The organism is Pseudoalteromonas sp. BSi20429, assembly GCF_000238895.1.
Taxonomy (GTDB): Bacteria; Pseudomonadota; Gammaproteobacteria; order Enterobacterales; family Alteromonadaceae; genus Pseudoalteromonas; species Pseudoalteromonas arctica.
Genome location: NZ_BADV01000066.1, coordinates 35,713 through 50,193 on the forward strand (window position 1 = coordinate 35,713; position 14,481 = coordinate 50,193).

Consider the following 14,481-nt stretch of genomic DNA (forward strand, 5'->3'; position numbering starts at 1 on the left):
GTAAAGCTACAATCAATCAATACGTTAAACACGCAAACTCTATAATGACCACACAAATAAAGCCAAATAAAAAAGAAATTACACGCGAGAAAAACCAAAAATTAATTTTAGATGCCGCCGAGCAATTGTTTTCGCAATTAGGTTACGACGGAGCAAGTATGAGCATGGTTGCTAAAGAAGCGCAGGTGCCAAAAGCTAATATTTTGTATTACTTTAAAAGTAAAGATGGTCTGTACGAATCTGTGATCGACCGCATAATAGCTAATTGGAACTTAGGGCTCGATAACGTCACAATTAACGACGATCCAGCTACCGTGCTTTATAACTATATTAAAAGCAAAGTAATACTCGCCGTAAATCAGCCAATGCAATCTCGCTTATTTGCTAGTGAAATACTGCGCGGTGCCCCTTATTTACAAAACTACTTTAGAACCAATACCCGCCCTTGGGTTAAACAAAAGGTTGATGTACTTCAAGCATGGATGGACGCAGATAAAATGGATAAGGTTGATCCCTACCATTTGCTTTTTACTATTTGGTCTACCACGCAATATTACGCCGACTTTCAGGCTGAGGTTTTACTCGTAATGAACAAATTAGAGTACGACGAAACCGATGTGGCACAAATTACGCAATCAATTGCCCACATAATTTTAAAAGGTATTGGTCTTAAAATACCTGAGCAAAGTGAGACTTAACCCATGACATCCTTTACTACACCCGATTTATTTGACGATCATCGCGATAACGTACAAGTAGCAGACAGCGGCCTTTATCACTTTGGTAAAAAAACCACGTTTTATGGCAAAGTAGTTACCGTTACCTGCCCAGAAGACAACTCTTTTGCTGCCGATATATTGCATGAAAATGGTGGAGGTAAAGTATTAGTTATAAACGGGTTTGCGAGCAAACGCTTTGCGTTTATAGGCGATATTATGGCTGAGCGTGCCTTAAGTAATGGCTGGGAAGGCGTAATAATAAATGGCTGTTGCCGAGATATAGAAATACTTGCCACGATGAACTTACCTGTAATGGCGCTAGGCTCTACACCGCGTAGTACCTTAAAGCGCGGCTTTGGTGATAAAAACCAAGCTATTACCATGCTTAGCACCACCATAGAACCTAACGATTGGGTTTACGCCGATATTAACGGTTTAATCATCAGTAAAACGGCCCTTATTTAGCACTCAAAACCATATAAATAAAGACCAACTTGGTGCAACTTTGCACCAAGTTGGTTTGTTTTAACTCATTTTAGTGTCACTATTTTTATAGCCCACATTTATAAATCTCATACAACCCACTAAAACCTGACCAATTGGACAGGATTTTAATTTATGGCATTTCTCTTGCTTAGTCTAAACACTATAAAATCAAAACTACCGATTAAAAAGCGGAGTTATACCAATTGCATTAAATTAGTGATCTACCATAACGTGAAGAAAATAGCGTAATAACAAGGCAAAAATTATGACATATAGTTGTTCTCTATGAATAATTTTTAACGAAGTAAGTGCGTTATTTAATCCGATAGAATGATCATTTTTTTAATAAAATTGGTATTAAAATAATAATAACCAGCCCGCTTTTTAACCACTCTTAACTTAATAAGTAAGTACTTGGTCAGTTTTATAATAATGAGCTGCAAATGAGTGATAAAAAAAACAAAAAAAGTATATTTTGCAATCACGGTCCTACCCTGTGGCAAACAAATCAATCTGGTCTACTTGCAAACAATCGCTTAGCCGTAAAAGATGTATTTGCAGTAAAAGGCGAGCGTAACAGCGCTGGCAATCCACACTGGTTTAAAACAGCTAAACCGGCTCAAAATACGGCAAGCTCGGTTAATAAGCTCATGACCGCTGGTTGTAACTTTATAGGCTTTACCCACACAGACGAACTGGCTTATAGCTTAGAGGGTAATAATATACATTATGGCGCTGCGCAAAATCCTAAATTAAAAGGGCATGCTTGCGGTGGTTCGAGTATGGGTTCGGCAGCAGCTGTGGCTGCTAACTTAGCCGATATTGGCTTAGGTACCGACACTGGTGGCTCAATTAGAATACCCGCCAGCTATTGTGGTTTATATGGCATAAGGCCAAGCCATAATGTAATTGAAAAAGAAGGATTAATTCCTCTCGCCCCGTCTTTCGATACCATAGGTTGGCTTACCCAAAGCGCCGAGCTATTAAACGATGTAGGTAATGTACTGCTACCAAATCAAGTTATTAATAAAGTAAATACGCTGGTTATTTGCGAAGCACTCTTTGAACTCGTTGACCCCTCTTTACAAGCACCACTGGGTAAGCTTTTAGAAAAAACCAAACCTTATTTTAATCATCATATCGATTTTAAGCTCCCCAAAAGCAGCCTGCTAAGTGAGCTTGCCGATACCTTTAGAATATTACAAGGTCGTGCGATTGCAAAAACGCACCGAGACTGGCTTGAACTCCCAGATCAGCTTTCTCATTTTGCACCAGCAATTGCGGCTCGTTTTAAAATGGCACTGGCTTTAACCGAGCAAGAAGAACAAGAGGCGTTAAAAATACAGCACGAGTGGCAAACAATAGTCGCTAAAAACCTAAACAAACACAGCTGCTTATTTTTACCCACCACACCCACAACCGCACCTAAATTAGGCGCCGACACAAGCGCCTTACGCATGCAAATTATTACGCTTTCGGCAATTGCAGGACTTAGTGGCTCAGCGCAAGTGCATTTACCGCTGGCTGATTTAACAAATGATCACCCTTATGGTTTTTCATTAATGATGACCCACGGTAACGATAAAAGCTTACTTGCTTGCGTTAAGCACCTAGCTGCACACTTTAAACAGGACACACCGGCATGACCACACACAACATTGCATTTACCGCATCTCATTTTTCGGCCACTGAGGCGGGTATAAATATACTAAAACAAGGCGGTACAGCTACCGAGGCTATGGTAGCGGCTGCCGCTGCGATTAGCGTTGTGTATCCACATATGAACTCAATTGGTGGCGACAGCTTTTGGCTTATCGATAACCCAAATCAAAAAACGCCCACAGCTATTGACGCCTGCGGCCGCGCAGCAACTAATACAACGGCGTATAACCCGCTCACGCAAATACCAGAGCGCGGCGGATTAAGCGCACTTACTCAAGCGGGTACAATACGCGGTTGGCAAAAAGCGCTTGAACTAGATGAGCACGCAGCACTACCACTGTCAAAAATTTTAGCACCCGCTATTGAGCTTGCGCGCGAGGGCTTTACAGTTACAAAAAGCTTGCAAGCAGGCTGCGAAAAGCTAGCCGCTGTTAACAATACCAATGACGCGTTTAAAAGCCTCTACATACCCAATGGCAAGCCCTTACAAGCAGGCCAGCATTTTAAAAACCCTAAACTTGCTGCAACGTTTGAATACCTAGCAAAACATGGTTTGAACGCATTTTATGAAGGCGCACTTGCCAACTCATTTGCCGCCGACTTAGCAAAAGCAGGCAGCTCAATTACCGCAGTTGACATTGCAAATACTAAAGCCGAGGTAGTTACTGCGCTAAATGCTAACTTATCAGGTATTGATTGCTACAACTTACCCGCGCCAACACAGGGCGTGCATTCACTACAAATAATTGGTGCCGTAAATAAGTTAAAGCATTTAGCTAAAACCGATGCCGATTGGACGCACTTAATTGTTGAAGCAACTAAACAAAGCTTTACGCATCGCCCTACCCTTTGGGCTGACCCTGAAGTATTAGGGGATGATTATAAAAACGCACTAACCGATGATCGCTTAAGCCAACTTGCTAACAATATTGATATGAGTAAAGCCAAACAATGGCCATTTAACGCAGAGCCTGGCGATACCGTGTGGATGGCTGCCAGAGATAAAAACGGGCAATTAGTCAGCTTTATTCAAAGTATTTACTGGGAATTTGGCAGCGGAATACTAATGAGCGAAGGCGGCTTTGTGTGGAATAACCGAGGTTTAAGCTTTAGTTTAAACAATGAAGATATTGATGCGAGTAACAATATCAACGCCCTTGCGCCAAATAAAAAGCCGGCTCATACACTTAACCCAGCAATGGCAAAGTTTAGCGATGGTCGTCGACTTGCTTACGGAACAATGGGCGGTGAAGGGCAACCACAAACTCAAGCCGCTGTTTTTGCAGGCTACGCATGGCGAAATAAATCTATAAAACAAGCAATTAGCGACCCTCGTTGGTTACTTGGACGCACATGGGGCGATACGAGTACAAATTTAAAAATTGAAAAAGAGTTAGTTTTTCATATAGAACATGAATTAAATCAACGTGACCACGATTGGGTAAGCGTTGATAATAATAACGAAATGATGGGGCACGCTGGGGCTATTTTAGATACACCTACAAGCCTTGAAGCTGCAACAGATCCTCGTTCAGATGGACGTGCAACAGTAACTACAGCAGGAACACAATGTCAGAAATAATAAATCAATGGCCAATTATAGTAGCCTTAATAGCAACCGGTATTTTTGCCGGTATTTTAGCAGGACTTTTTGGTGTAGGCGGCGGTATTGTTATCGTCCCTGTGCTGTATTTTTTACTGCAAGGTTTTGGCGTAAGCCCAGAGTCGGCAATGATGATAGCCACCGCCACATCACTTGCAACCATAGTACCTACTTCGCTTTCATCTATTCGCTCGCATCATAGCAAAGGAAATATTGACCTTGCGCTAATAAAGTACTGGGCACCGTTTATATTAGTTATGGCGGTAGTCGGTAGCATTATTGCTCATTCCGTTCGCGGTAACGCATTAGTGCTCATGTTTGCCTGCATTGCTATTTTAGTCAGTTTAAACATGTTATTTAGAGCCGGCGCACCCGCACTTGTAAGTAAGTTACCAGGTAAATTTGGTCAAGGCGTTATGGCAAGTATTGTAGGTGGTTTGTCGGTAATGATTGGCATAGGTGGCGGTACTATTGGCGTACCTATGCTAAACGCATTTAATGTACGCGCCCATGTTGCAGTAGGAACTGCGGCCGTTTTTGGTTTATTGATTGCGCTACCAGGCGTTATTACCTTATTAAGTATTGGCACAACGCCAACCGATGCTCCCCTAGGTACGTGGGGGTTGGTTAACCTCCCTGCCTTTTTTCTTATTATTCCGCTAACTATTTTATTTGCGCCTATTGGCGTAAAAATTGGTAGCAAGCTGGATCAAAAACAACTAAAACGCGCTTTTGCAGTTGTCTTAATGATAACTGGCATTCGCATGCTCATTCAAACTCTGGGAGCTTAAAGTATGTTTAATAACACGCAAGTTCAAACCTTAAACCCACCACAGCGTTTATTAATGGGACCAGGTCCAATTAATGCAGATCCTCGTGTTTTACGTGCTATGTCGGCGCAGCTAATAGGCCAATACGACCCGGTAATGACGGGCTTTATGAACGAAACTATGGCGCGTTACCGCGAAATTTTTAAAACCAAAAACGAATGGACCATGCTAATAGATGGCACATCGCGCGCAGGGATCGAAGCCGTATTATGCTCAATTTTACGCCCAAGCGATAAAGTACTAGTGCCAATTATGGGGCGCTTTGGTCACCTACTTGCTGAAATAGCAGAACGCGTTGGCGCAAAGGTGCACACAATAGAAGTACCGTGGGGCGAAGTGTTTACGCCAGAACAAATCGAAAAAGCCATTGTTGATGTAAAACCCCATGTACTTGCTATGGTACAAGGCGATACATCCACCACCATGAACCAACCTCTTGAGCATATTGGCGATATTTGCCAAAAGCACGATGTACTATTTTATTGCGATGCCACCGCCTCTATTGTGGGTAACGAACTTCCTGCCGATGAGTGGAAACTCGATGCACTTTCTGTTGGCCTACAAAAGTGTTTAGGCGGTCCTTCTGGATCAGCGCCATTGACACTAAGCGACAAATGCGCCGAGTGGATCCAAAAACGTAAAAAGGTAGAAGCAGGCATTCGCACTGCCGATCATACCGATGGCACAGAACCCTTTGTGCGCTCTAACTATTTTGATTTAGGTATGATCATGAATTACTGGGGGGAAGAGCGCCTAAATCATCATACCGAAGCCACCAGCATGCTGTACTGCGCCTCAGAATGCGCCCGCATAGTAATTGAAGAAGGCGTGGATAACTGCGTAGCGCGCCACAAATTACATGGCGATGCCATGCTAACCGGCATTCAAGCACTGGGCTTAAATGTATTTGGCGATTTAACGCATAAAATGAACAACGTACTGGGTGTTTATATACCCGAGGGCATTAATGCCGATCACGTACGCGGGCAAATGCTAACCGATTTTGGAATAGAAATTGGCACCTCGTTTGGACCACTTCATGGCAAAATTTGGCGTATTGGCACTATGGGCTACAACGCCCGAAAAGATACCGTACTACAAACACTTGCAAGCCTAGACGCTTGTTTGCATGCCAACGGTTACAAAGGTCCTAAAGGCGAAGCTGCCATTGCCGCCCTCACTCACTATAAATAAAAAAAGGATTTAGCATGACGATTGTAAGCCCCATTTTAAAGCCTTTGTTAAACAAAGAACTTGCTGATGAATACGCAACACGCGCTTTATCTCGCTGTAAAACTCTCAGCGCACTATCGCAAATGCAAGGTGGCATTCACCGTGTGTACTTATCAAAAGAGCACAAAGAGTGTAACGCCGTTACTGCATCATGGATGGTTGAGGCAGGCATGCAATCGTGGCAAGACGAAGTGGGCAACCTGTGGGGTCGGCTTAAATCATCAAACCCACATGCTAAACGTTTAATTATAGGGTCACACCTCGACACAGTACCAAACGCAGGTGCGTTTGATGGTATTTTAGGTGTACTACTGGGGATAGAAATTGCAGCGCTTGCAAATAAGTTAAAGCTAGACCTGCCCTTTCATTTAGATGTAGTGGGCTTTTGCGATGAAGAAGGCACCCGCTTTGCCACAACTTTAATTGGCTCAAAAGCCCTCGCTAACGAATTTGACCCACAGTGGCTAAACATTGAAGACACAAACGGCATAACTATGCGCCAAGCCATGCTCGACTTTGGCCTAAACCCTAACGACTACGCAAAGGCCGCACTAAACAAAAACGAATTACTAGCTTACTGGGAAACTCATATTGAACAAGGTCCTGTACTCGAATCGGTTAATCAGGCGTTAGGGGTTGTAACTGCAATTGCAGGAGCAAAGCGCGCCATGCTTACCCTAACAGGGCAAAGCGGTCATGCGGGTACAACCCCTATGAATTTACGTCAGGATTCACTAGCAGGCTGCGCTGAATTAGTAACCGAAATTGAAAAACTAGCAAACAATGCTAAAAACGGCGAAGTTGCAACCGTAGGGCAAATACAATCTCGCCCCGGTGCAACAAACGTGATTGCAGGTAAAACAACCATAAGCCTAGACGCACGTGCACAAAGCGACACCGATCTCGCTAACTTACTAAGCGCCATACAAAGCAGCGCACAATCTATAGCAAGCAAACGCAATTTAACGCTTGATTGGCAATGGACTCATGCCGCCGGTGCCGTAGCGTGCGATACTCAAATTCAGCATTTGTTTTCAAGCGCATGTAAACTCAATAACCAAGCATCGCCTTCACTTGCCTCAGGCGCAGGGCACGATGCAATGGCAATCGCTCCAATTTGCCCCGTTGGCATGTTGTTTATACGCAGCCCTGGCGGTATAAGCCATCACCCAGCAGAAGCAGTTATCGACAGCGATGTAACAAAGGCACTCAGTGTAATGTACAGCGCGCTTTTACTTTATGTGAAAGAGTGTGAGTGATTTTAAGGTAATCGAGTAAACCAAGTATATTAACTTGGTATGCTTAGGGGCTTAAACCTCCTCAAAGTCATTTGGAGGTTATTACTGAAGGCAGGTAAATGCAGGAATATACGTTATTTAAAGTAGCTTTATCGAGCTGCCCTTTGCTCTTTTAGGCTAAGGCGTTTATGTGAGCTATATACATGTTGAATGTTTGTACCATTAACCAAATATGCATCCATTTCAACGGTAATTAAACCCGATAATGGCTTGATTTCTAGAACACCCAACTCACCTAAATTTGCAGATAGTAAAGTATTATTCCTAATAGCTAACAAAGTTTTGTCAGTATCTCGTAAGTCACCATTCACATATAATTTAGCACCACTAAACCAAGAGTTAATTATTTTAACTTTGATTGACTTAACAGTAAATTCAAAGGATTTTCTCATCAGATCTCCATACCCAGAAAATGTAATTATTATACTTTATGTTCTTATGTGTTTGGCGCATAACCATTTTCGTTTAATACCCGCTTAGTCGATGCTGGGTAATTTTTTAGTGCAGCCAAAGGGCGAATTGGCCGCTGAACCAAATTACCTGAGCAGTTTGGGCACACGTTATTTAACAGCGTTTGAGCACAGCCAGAACAAAACGTGCATTCAAATGAACAAATAAAAGCCTCACTGGACTCTGCAGGTAGATTCTTATCACAACATTCACAATTAGGTCTTAAATCTAGCATTTAGCGCTCCCTTTTATCCACCCAATGCTGAGTAAATATCTATTACCTTTTATAACTTTTGATACCTGATGCTCACTTACATCAGGGCGGAATAGCTTAACCCGCTTTGTTTCAAATATCGGATTACTGCAAATAAACTCACCACCCAAATCTGCTTCTTTAAGCACTATATTCAATCGATAGTGCTTACCAGATTCAACTTTGTCTGTGTGTGGTGCTATTTCACTTCCTTGTGGGAATTTAAGCAAGTAAGTATCAAATTTAATTGGCCACGTAGCACCACAAATCAACATTTTATCGTAGCCTGATTTTTGTCGGCCTCGCTCCCAACAAAATAATTTACTCAAAAAAAACATACAATCCCTCGAAACAGCTAACAAGCTGCAGGTTAACGCGTTTTTTTATTTTTATTGATAAACAAACCATAGCCGAGTTCATATTTTGATTCAATCGATTACTGTATTTTACGTGGGATATAAAAGGGAGTTTTAATGGTGTTTTGATTGGCGTTTTAAAAGACATTATGGTGGCTATAATTACCTAGCAAATCAAAATATAGCCACCCGTTTTACTTTAATGCTTATTTAAGGTCTTATTTAATCGTTACCTTTGCATCACTTACCCATGTTTCAGTTATAGCTTCATCATTTTTATCAACTAAATACGCGCGTATGTTCACCGGATTGTTGTTAGCTTGTTTGTAGTCAAACGCTAATCGCCATTGGTTTGTACCAACTACCGGATAAACCCCAATAGGCTCTAGTATTTCACCATTGCTGGCTTCAACAATCGGCTTTATACCACTTTTGTTATCTAAGCCTTTAAACACTGGGCCTTCAAAATCAATCACCATCTTGTTAACGCCTTCAGGAATAGGCTGGCCGGGAATTCCGCCTAAGCCTTGGCGAGTATTTACAACGCTTGCAAGCGTTTTTGATTTTGGATCGAGTGGACGCCATTCTATATCATAAGAAAAGGTAAACTCATCACCTTTGCGCGCCTCTTTTTCAGGCACCCAGTAGGCAACAATGTTGTCAAACGTCTCATCTTTTGTAGGAATTTCTATTAACTGAACTGCGCCTTTTCCCCAATCGTCAGTAGGTTTAATCCACGCTGATGAACGCTTATTGTAAAATACGCCGTCGTCTTGGTAGTTATTAAAGTCACGATCTCTTTGGATTAAACCAAACCCTTTTGGGTTCTCATCAATAAAACTATTGGTCGACACCGACTGAGGATTATTTAATGGGCGCCAAACGTATTGACCCGATCCGGTGTGAATCGCTAGGCCATCGCTGTCGTGAATTTCAGGGCGCCAATCTTTAGCTTCTGTTTTATCTTTTTGTGAGTACCAATACATACTGGTTAATGGCGCTACGCCTAAACGCTCAACATCTGCGCGCATATACAAATTTGCCGTTACAGAAGTAATATGGCCTTTGGCTTCTTTGTTATCTTTACTTAAACCAAACCGATAAGCACCAGTGATAGAAGGCCCTTCAAGCAATGCCCAAACAGACACACTTTCACCTTTTTTCTCTGCAGGGCCAATCCAAAATGCAGAAAAGCGCGGAAATTCTTCTGGTTGATTCATACCCGTATTAATCGCGATACCTCGAGCAGACAGTCCATATTGCCCCTCTGGCCCGTCGGTACGAAAATAAGACGCACCTAAAAAAGATATCCAATCTGGTTTCATATCTGGGCGCATTATTCTAAAACCTGCAAATCCAAACCCTTCTGGGAGATCGTGAGCTGGGCTGTCATCAGGCATATCAAAAACATCATTACTAAAAGGTACATTTTGAACCTGATTTTTATCGTCTCTGATGAAAATACTTACTGGCTCAGGAAAATATCGCCCAGGGTAAAATAATTGTACGGGCGCCTTTTTTCCACTTGGATATAAAGTTTCATCTTCTTTAAAGCGTATTTTCCAATGTTCGTCATACGTAATTTTATCGATTAACTCCGGCGCTGGCACCTTAGTTGGCGTATAGGGCTTTTCGGCTGAGGCTTTTGCTAGGGCTTTTAAGTCTTCGAATGAAAACTCCGTTTTATCTACTGCTTCTGTCGCGTAAGACGACATCGAAGTGCTAAAAATAATTGCGATAAATAACTTTAATTTCATAAAAAGAATGTCCAATAAATTGAGTCAAATAAAAATGGGAACGCTGCACGAACGTATGTTTAACTTAAAGTTCTGTATGGATATTACGTGACGTAATATGAACTAGCGTTTACTAAAGTATTGTTATTTGACTACAGGACCTCCCATAATTAATTTGTTTTTGGGGCGGCGCGTTTGATGATATCGCTGAAGTGAAAATAAGTGGGATAGCGCAGTTTATTGGACGAAGCCGTCAAGAGGTATGGATATATTTAGATTTTAGTTGCCCACTATTTTAAGGCAAATACTTGTAGAGTGGCTGGTTTTTCTATTCGTTGTAGTTACATAGTTGATTTGGGCTAAAGCGTATTATAAGCAGTAAAAAGTGAAGGGTAAGCCTATATAGAACTCTGGTATTTAAATCGATAAGGATTACATTTAGGTGTTGAAAAACAAAGAGGCTCACCACTTTTAAAATTTGCAATTAATAGCTAAATTTGACTAGTCGTCCACCTCAGGGCGTGTTGTTACGTGTTTGTTCATCGTAGCTAAAAGATCTTCTTTACATTTATCAGGTTTCAACGACTCAGGGTTGAAAATTATGGCAAGTACTTTATCAACATATACATAGATTGAACCATTAACTTCTTCGATATGCTCTACAACATCCCAGTCATAAAAGTTATAACCATATTGGTGGATTTCTTTTATACCATCAGCGCTTATTTCAAACTCTTTAGGACCAATCATTATTCCATTTTCATTTGGTGTAAAACATTGTGCAATTTTCACTTCCATAAATTTACTGAGAGCGACGTAAATAAAAAATAAAATGGATAATGTGAAAACAGAAAAGAACAACTTATTTTCTATTCCGCCAGACTGAAACTGAAAGAAGGACATAAAACTAAAAGTTAGCACCAACCAAAGACACACATTTTTAAGCATGGGTATCCATGTATAGGATTTCAACACCTTAGATGCTGTGTGAGCGTAAAAAGCGTCATAGTCGGCTTTAGATGTTTTAATTTTAAGATTCAAAAGATTCTCCATAATCTGAGATACGTATAATTAGCCTGTAGATTAACTCGTTTTTTATTTTTTATTGATAAACAAACCATAGCTGAGTTCCTATCAACTTAAAATCAATTTACCCATGCATTTATTGACCGTAATATTCCGCTTTTTATTTTAAAGAGAATCAGGCTTAATAAAGCCAAGTTGTTTACCATTCTATAATTGATAATTTCCGTAACGGTTAGAATAAGGTCACCCTAACTGCCCTTCATCATTAGTCATTTAAAACGCCTTTAACTGTATTATTTTTTTAAGACGTTTTTTAATGACCTTTTGCTCGCAATAAAGCCCGATAAAACCACCAACAGCAATTGAAGCCACAACCAAAAACCAATATAAAGGGCTGTTAGATGCCTGAATACCCGAAATATAAAGGTATAAGTTGAACGGGATAATAAAAAATAAGCTACCTAATACTTTAATGAATTCCCTAAAAAGCTCTGTATCAGACTTTGCTTTGTCGATATGAGAGTTAATAGTTTCATTTGATATCTCATTTAGCTCTGGGTATGTCTTTTGTAACCAATTTAAATAATTCAATTATGCATCCTTGTATTTTTATATCTAGTGCTGCCTTAAATAGGCAAAATATATTTGTAAAAATAAGCATTGTGGCAGCAAAGCGAACTACTTTTTGTTCTTGGTTAATTTATTGCTAACTTCATATTTAGCTTTACCTTGGTTTGCACGTAAACCTGCAAAATAGGTTACAGCAGCTATAGGTAAGCAAATAAAACCGTATGCTTTAAAGCTTTCTAAAAAACCACTTTTCTCGCTTATAATGCCACCAAATAAAACCCCAAGAATGGTAGGCAATAAAATAGCTGCAGCTGCGTATATAAATTTTTTCATTCTTCAATCCTTTTATGATTAGTAATTTTGTTTGTAATGATGCTCACCAAGAGCAAAATGTATTTTTATCTTATTTTAATTATTCTTATTGGCTACTGGTTAAATAACCTTTCGCATTTTATTTAATAACTCGTAGCATGCTTTATACAACAGTATTTCCATGTCTTCGTTATGATACAAAGGACCCCAACGAAAAAAGCCTCTTAAGCTAAATTTTTTAGCTATGAATTCGCGCCACGTAACAGATTTAGAAACGCTGAACGTTTTAATCGTTTTGTTGTGTTTAATGTTATACAAGCGCGATACTAACTTAACTTTTGGTCGCCAAAATAGCGGAATAATAGCTGTATCAAAATCTATAGTGAATGCATCACCACCATGCAAAGTAACTATAACAACATCTAAACCAATATCTGACTTTTTAGGCTCTTTAATAGACGAAATACTGTGAAGACAAAAAATATCTTCAAGCTTCTTGTGCATATGATCTTGTAGTGAATCGCCCGTTATATAAAAAAACGACTCTACCTTAGAAAAATGGCTGTTATTAGCTACAGCTAACGATCCCAAATAAACATTTGGCTTTTCAGAGCTAAACCAATCGAATAGCAAATTTAAATTCCTTTTTTACTTATGCCGAATAGGCCGTAAGGTTGTTATCTAAGGTTAGGATGAAAGAGCAAAAACCAGCTTTTTTTGTTCTGCTTTACGATTTATTTACGCTCAACTCTTTTACGACGTAATTGAATACCAAGTAATGTCCCTAATAAAACAGCAATAACATGCAGAAAAGCTGGAATTAAATATATCAAAAGCTCCATTGATATTTTTAACAAGGTGTATAGTAAGGCACCGACACTTAGATTAATAAACCAATAAACCGCCGCAACTAAAAAGGCTTGTTTATAAGGGCTCACTGTTTGCTTATAACCTAAGTAACAATAAACGATTAAAGAGGTTACAAATCCGAGGACGTAATAAGTAAAAGTTAATGAGGTACTTTGAGTCATTTCATCAAAGCCAACAATCTTTGTTGCTATTGTTGATAAAGCAACTAGCAATAAATACAAGCCTACTGAAAAGAGTACAATCCTAGAATATCTCACGATAATCCTTTAGCAATACAACGAGGCTGTAGAATAGCTCTAACAGCCAGATTCAATTAATTAGTTTCTTTAATCTTAACGAGCCTGTAGATTAACTCGTTTTTTATTTTTTTGATAAACAAACCATAGCTGAGTTCCTATTTTGGTTCAATCGTTACTGTATTTCACGTGGAATATAAAAAGAAGACTAGCTGTTGTTTTAATTGGTGTTTTGGAAGGTATTACGAGAAAGTTTAGTGTGGTTGGCTTTTTACTCTTTCTTTCATTGTTGCTCAGATTTTTGCGTGACGCACCGTCACAAATAAAACCTAACCAACTGATATCATTTATTATTTATGTAAAAGCTAGAATGAATCTCATCCTAACTCTTTAGCTTTTTTTAACTCTATTTTTGAAACGTAAAATACAATACCAGCAACAAGACCTACTATAGAAAATAAAAACAATTGTAAAAAGCTATATCCATAACCTATTAACGTAATTGAACCATTTTCGACCAATACCTTACCATTAATAATTGAGCTATCTAAACCTGAAGGGAAAACAAAAAAGAAAGAAACTAAGTAAGTAGATATAACTGAAGATTTGAGCACTGTATTTAGCGAATAACCACAGCTTTTAGTGATAAATTTATAAATGGGAAATGCTGTTACTGGAACCAAAATTAGAACAACTATTAACGTCCAAATAAATATACCAAAAGGAATAATAGTAAATTTCATTTCAATTGCCATTGGCGCTAAAAATGCAACAACTAAAGAGGCTAAAATAAAGCTAAATATTGTTCTCAACTCGAAACCCTCTTAGAAAGCTAACGCCT

General features: G+C 39.7%; 17 protein-coding genes. 7 read left to right on the plus strand and 10 right to left on the minus strand.

The window, feature by feature from the left end:
• Positions 1-44 precede the first annotated feature (44 nt).
• The 7 genes from P20429_RS07505 (at position 45) to P20429_RS07475 (ending at position 7,792) form a co-directional block, all read left to right on the plus strand.
• Positions 45-698, plus strand: a complete 654-nt coding sequence (locus P20429_RS07505; protein WP_007584328.1) for a TetR/AcrR family transcriptional regulator — start codon at positions 45-47, stop codon at positions 696-698.
• A 3-nt stretch (positions 699-701) separates the two neighbouring features.
• Positions 702-1,184 (plus strand): putative 4-hydroxy-4-methyl-2-oxoglutarate aldolase, encoded by a 483-nt coding sequence (locus P20429_RS07500; RefSeq protein WP_007584329.1) that lies wholly within the window; start codon positions 702-704, stop codon positions 1,182-1,184.
• Positions 1,185-1,648: 464 nt separating this feature from the next.
• On the plus strand, positions 1,649-2,851 hold the full coding sequence (locus P20429_RS07495; RefSeq protein WP_007584330.1) for an amidase family protein: 1,203 nt from the start codon (positions 1,649-1,651) through the stop codon (positions 2,849-2,851).
• Positions 2,848-4,449, plus strand: a complete 1,602-nt coding sequence (locus tag P20429_RS07490) for a gamma-glutamyltransferase family protein (RefSeq protein WP_007584331.1) — start codon at positions 2,848-2,850, stop codon at positions 4,447-4,449. Before P20429_RS07495 ends, P20429_RS07490 begins: the two co-directional genes overlap by 4 nt.
• Complete coding sequence (locus tag P20429_RS07485) at positions 4,437-5,261, plus strand: sulfite exporter TauE/SafE family protein (RefSeq protein WP_007584332.1); 825 nt, start codon at positions 4,437-4,439, stop codon at positions 5,259-5,261. The genes P20429_RS07490 and P20429_RS07485 overlap by 13 nt, the downstream gene beginning before the upstream one ends.
• A 3-nt stretch (positions 5,262-5,264) precedes the next feature.
• Positions 5,265-6,494 (plus strand): alanine--glyoxylate aminotransferase family protein, encoded by a 1,230-nt coding sequence (locus P20429_RS07480; RefSeq protein ID WP_007584333.1) that lies wholly within the window; start codon positions 5,265-5,267, stop codon positions 6,492-6,494.
• Between the two features lie 14 nt (positions 6,495-6,508).
• Entirely contained in the window at positions 6,509-7,792 is a 1,284-nt protein-coding gene (locus P20429_RS07475) for an allantoate amidohydrolase (protein WP_007584335.1), read from the plus strand.
• A 128-nt stretch (positions 7,793-7,920) separates the two neighbouring features.
• Here the strand turns inward: P20429_RS07475 and P20429_RS07470 are convergent, their stop codons facing one another.
• From P20429_RS07470 to P20429_RS07435, 10 genes are all read right to left on the minus strand, one after another.
• The gene (locus tag P20429_RS07470; protein WP_007584337.1) at positions 7,921-8,223 is read right to left on the minus strand and encodes a hypothetical protein; all 303 of its coding nucleotides are present in this window, start codon (positions 8,221-8,223) and stop codon (positions 7,921-7,923) included.
• Positions 8,224-8,267: 44 nt separating this feature from the next.
• Positions 8,268-8,516, minus strand: coding sequence for a DUF1272 domain-containing protein (locus P20429_RS19670; protein ID WP_033026910.1), 249 nt, complete (start codon positions 8,514-8,516; stop codon positions 8,268-8,270).
• Positions 8,510-8,872: a 2OG-Fe(II) oxygenase gene (locus tag P20429_RS07465; RefSeq protein WP_007584341.1), complete on the minus strand. Its 363-nt coding sequence runs from the start codon at positions 8,870-8,872 to the stop codon at positions 8,510-8,512. The genes P20429_RS19670 and P20429_RS07465 overlap by 7 nt, the downstream gene beginning before the upstream one ends.
• 236 nt (positions 8,873-9,108) lie before the next feature.
• Positions 9,109-10,647, minus strand: a complete 1,539-nt coding sequence (locus tag P20429_RS07460) for a glucan biosynthesis protein (RefSeq protein ID WP_007584344.1) — start codon at positions 10,645-10,647, stop codon at positions 9,109-9,111.
• 480 nt (positions 10,648-11,127) lie between these two features.
• Positions 11,128-11,424 (minus strand): YcxB family protein, encoded by a 297-nt coding sequence (locus tag P20429_RS20585; protein WP_007584346.1) that lies wholly within the window; start codon positions 11,422-11,424, stop codon positions 11,128-11,130.
• A gap of 501 nt (positions 11,425-11,925) precedes the next feature.
• Positions 11,926-12,243 (minus strand): hypothetical protein, encoded by a 318-nt coding sequence (locus P20429_RS07455; protein ID WP_007584349.1) that lies wholly within the window; start codon positions 12,241-12,243, stop codon positions 11,926-11,928.
• 87 nt (positions 12,244-12,330) lie between these two features.
• Entirely contained in the window at positions 12,331-12,555 is a 225-nt protein-coding gene (locus P20429_RS07450; RefSeq protein WP_007584351.1) for a hypothetical protein, read from the minus strand.
• A 99-nt stretch (positions 12,556-12,654) separates the two neighbouring features.
• Positions 12,655-13,167, minus strand: a complete 513-nt coding sequence (locus P20429_RS07445) for a hypothetical protein (protein WP_007584353.1) — start codon at positions 13,165-13,167, stop codon at positions 12,655-12,657.
• A gap of 101 nt (positions 13,168-13,268) precedes the next feature.
• Positions 13,269-13,616: a hypothetical protein gene (locus tag P20429_RS07440; protein WP_007584355.1), complete on the minus strand. Its 348-nt coding sequence runs from the start codon at positions 13,614-13,616 to the stop codon at positions 13,269-13,271.
• 401 nt (positions 13,617-14,017) lie between these two features.
• Positions 14,018-14,452, minus strand: a complete 435-nt coding sequence (locus P20429_RS07435) for a hypothetical protein (RefSeq protein WP_007584357.1) — start codon at positions 14,450-14,452, stop codon at positions 14,018-14,020.
• Positions 14,453-14,481 lie beyond the last annotated feature (29 nt).

What these genes read in the sequence shown, in the direction of transcription:
- P20429_RS07505 (WP_007584328.1), top strand. Translation starts at nt 45, where the DNA reads ATGACCACACAAATAAAGCCAAATAAAAAAGAAATTACACGCGAGAAA.
- P20429_RS07500 (WP_007584329.1), top strand. Translation starts at nt 702, where the DNA reads ATGACATCCTTTACTACACCCGATTTATTTGACGATCATCGCGATAAC.
- P20429_RS07495 (WP_007584330.1), top strand. Translation starts at nt 1,649, where the DNA reads ATGAGTGATAAAAAAAACAAAAAAAGTATATTTTGCAATCACGGTCCT.
- P20429_RS07490 (WP_007584331.1), top strand. Translation starts at nt 2,848, where the DNA reads ATGACCACACACAACATTGCATTTACCGCATCTCATTTTTCGGCCACT.
- P20429_RS07485 (WP_007584332.1), top strand. Translation starts at nt 4,437, where the DNA reads ATGTCAGAAATAATAAATCAATGGCCAATTATAGTAGCCTTAATAGCA.
- P20429_RS07480 (WP_007584333.1), top strand. Translation starts at nt 5,265, where the DNA reads ATGTTTAATAACACGCAAGTTCAAACCTTAAACCCACCACAGCGTTTA.
- P20429_RS07475 (WP_007584335.1), top strand. Translation starts at nt 6,509, where the DNA reads ATGACGATTGTAAGCCCCATTTTAAAGCCTTTGTTAAACAAAGAACTT.
- P20429_RS07470 (WP_007584337.1), bottom strand. Translation starts at nt 8,223, where the DNA reads ATGAGAAAATCCTTTGAATTTACTGTTAAGTCAATCAAAGTTAAAATA.
- P20429_RS19670 (WP_033026910.1), bottom strand. Translation starts at nt 8,516, where the DNA reads ATGCTAGATTTAAGACCTAATTGTGAATGTTGTGATAAGAATCTACCT.
- P20429_RS07465 (WP_007584341.1), bottom strand. Translation starts at nt 8,872, where the DNA reads ATGTTTTTTTTGAGTAAATTATTTTGTTGGGAGCGAGGCCGACAAAAA.
- P20429_RS07460 (WP_007584344.1), bottom strand. Translation starts at nt 10,647, where the DNA reads ATGAAATTAAAGTTATTTATCGCAATTATTTTTAGCACTTCGATGTCG.
- P20429_RS20585 (WP_007584346.1), bottom strand. Translation starts at nt 11,424, where the DNA reads ATGGAAGTGAAAATTGCACAATGTTTTACACCAAATGAAAATGGAATA.
- P20429_RS07450 (WP_007584351.1), bottom strand. Translation starts at nt 12,555, where the DNA reads ATGAAAAAATTTATATACGCAGCTGCAGCTATTTTATTGCCTACCATT.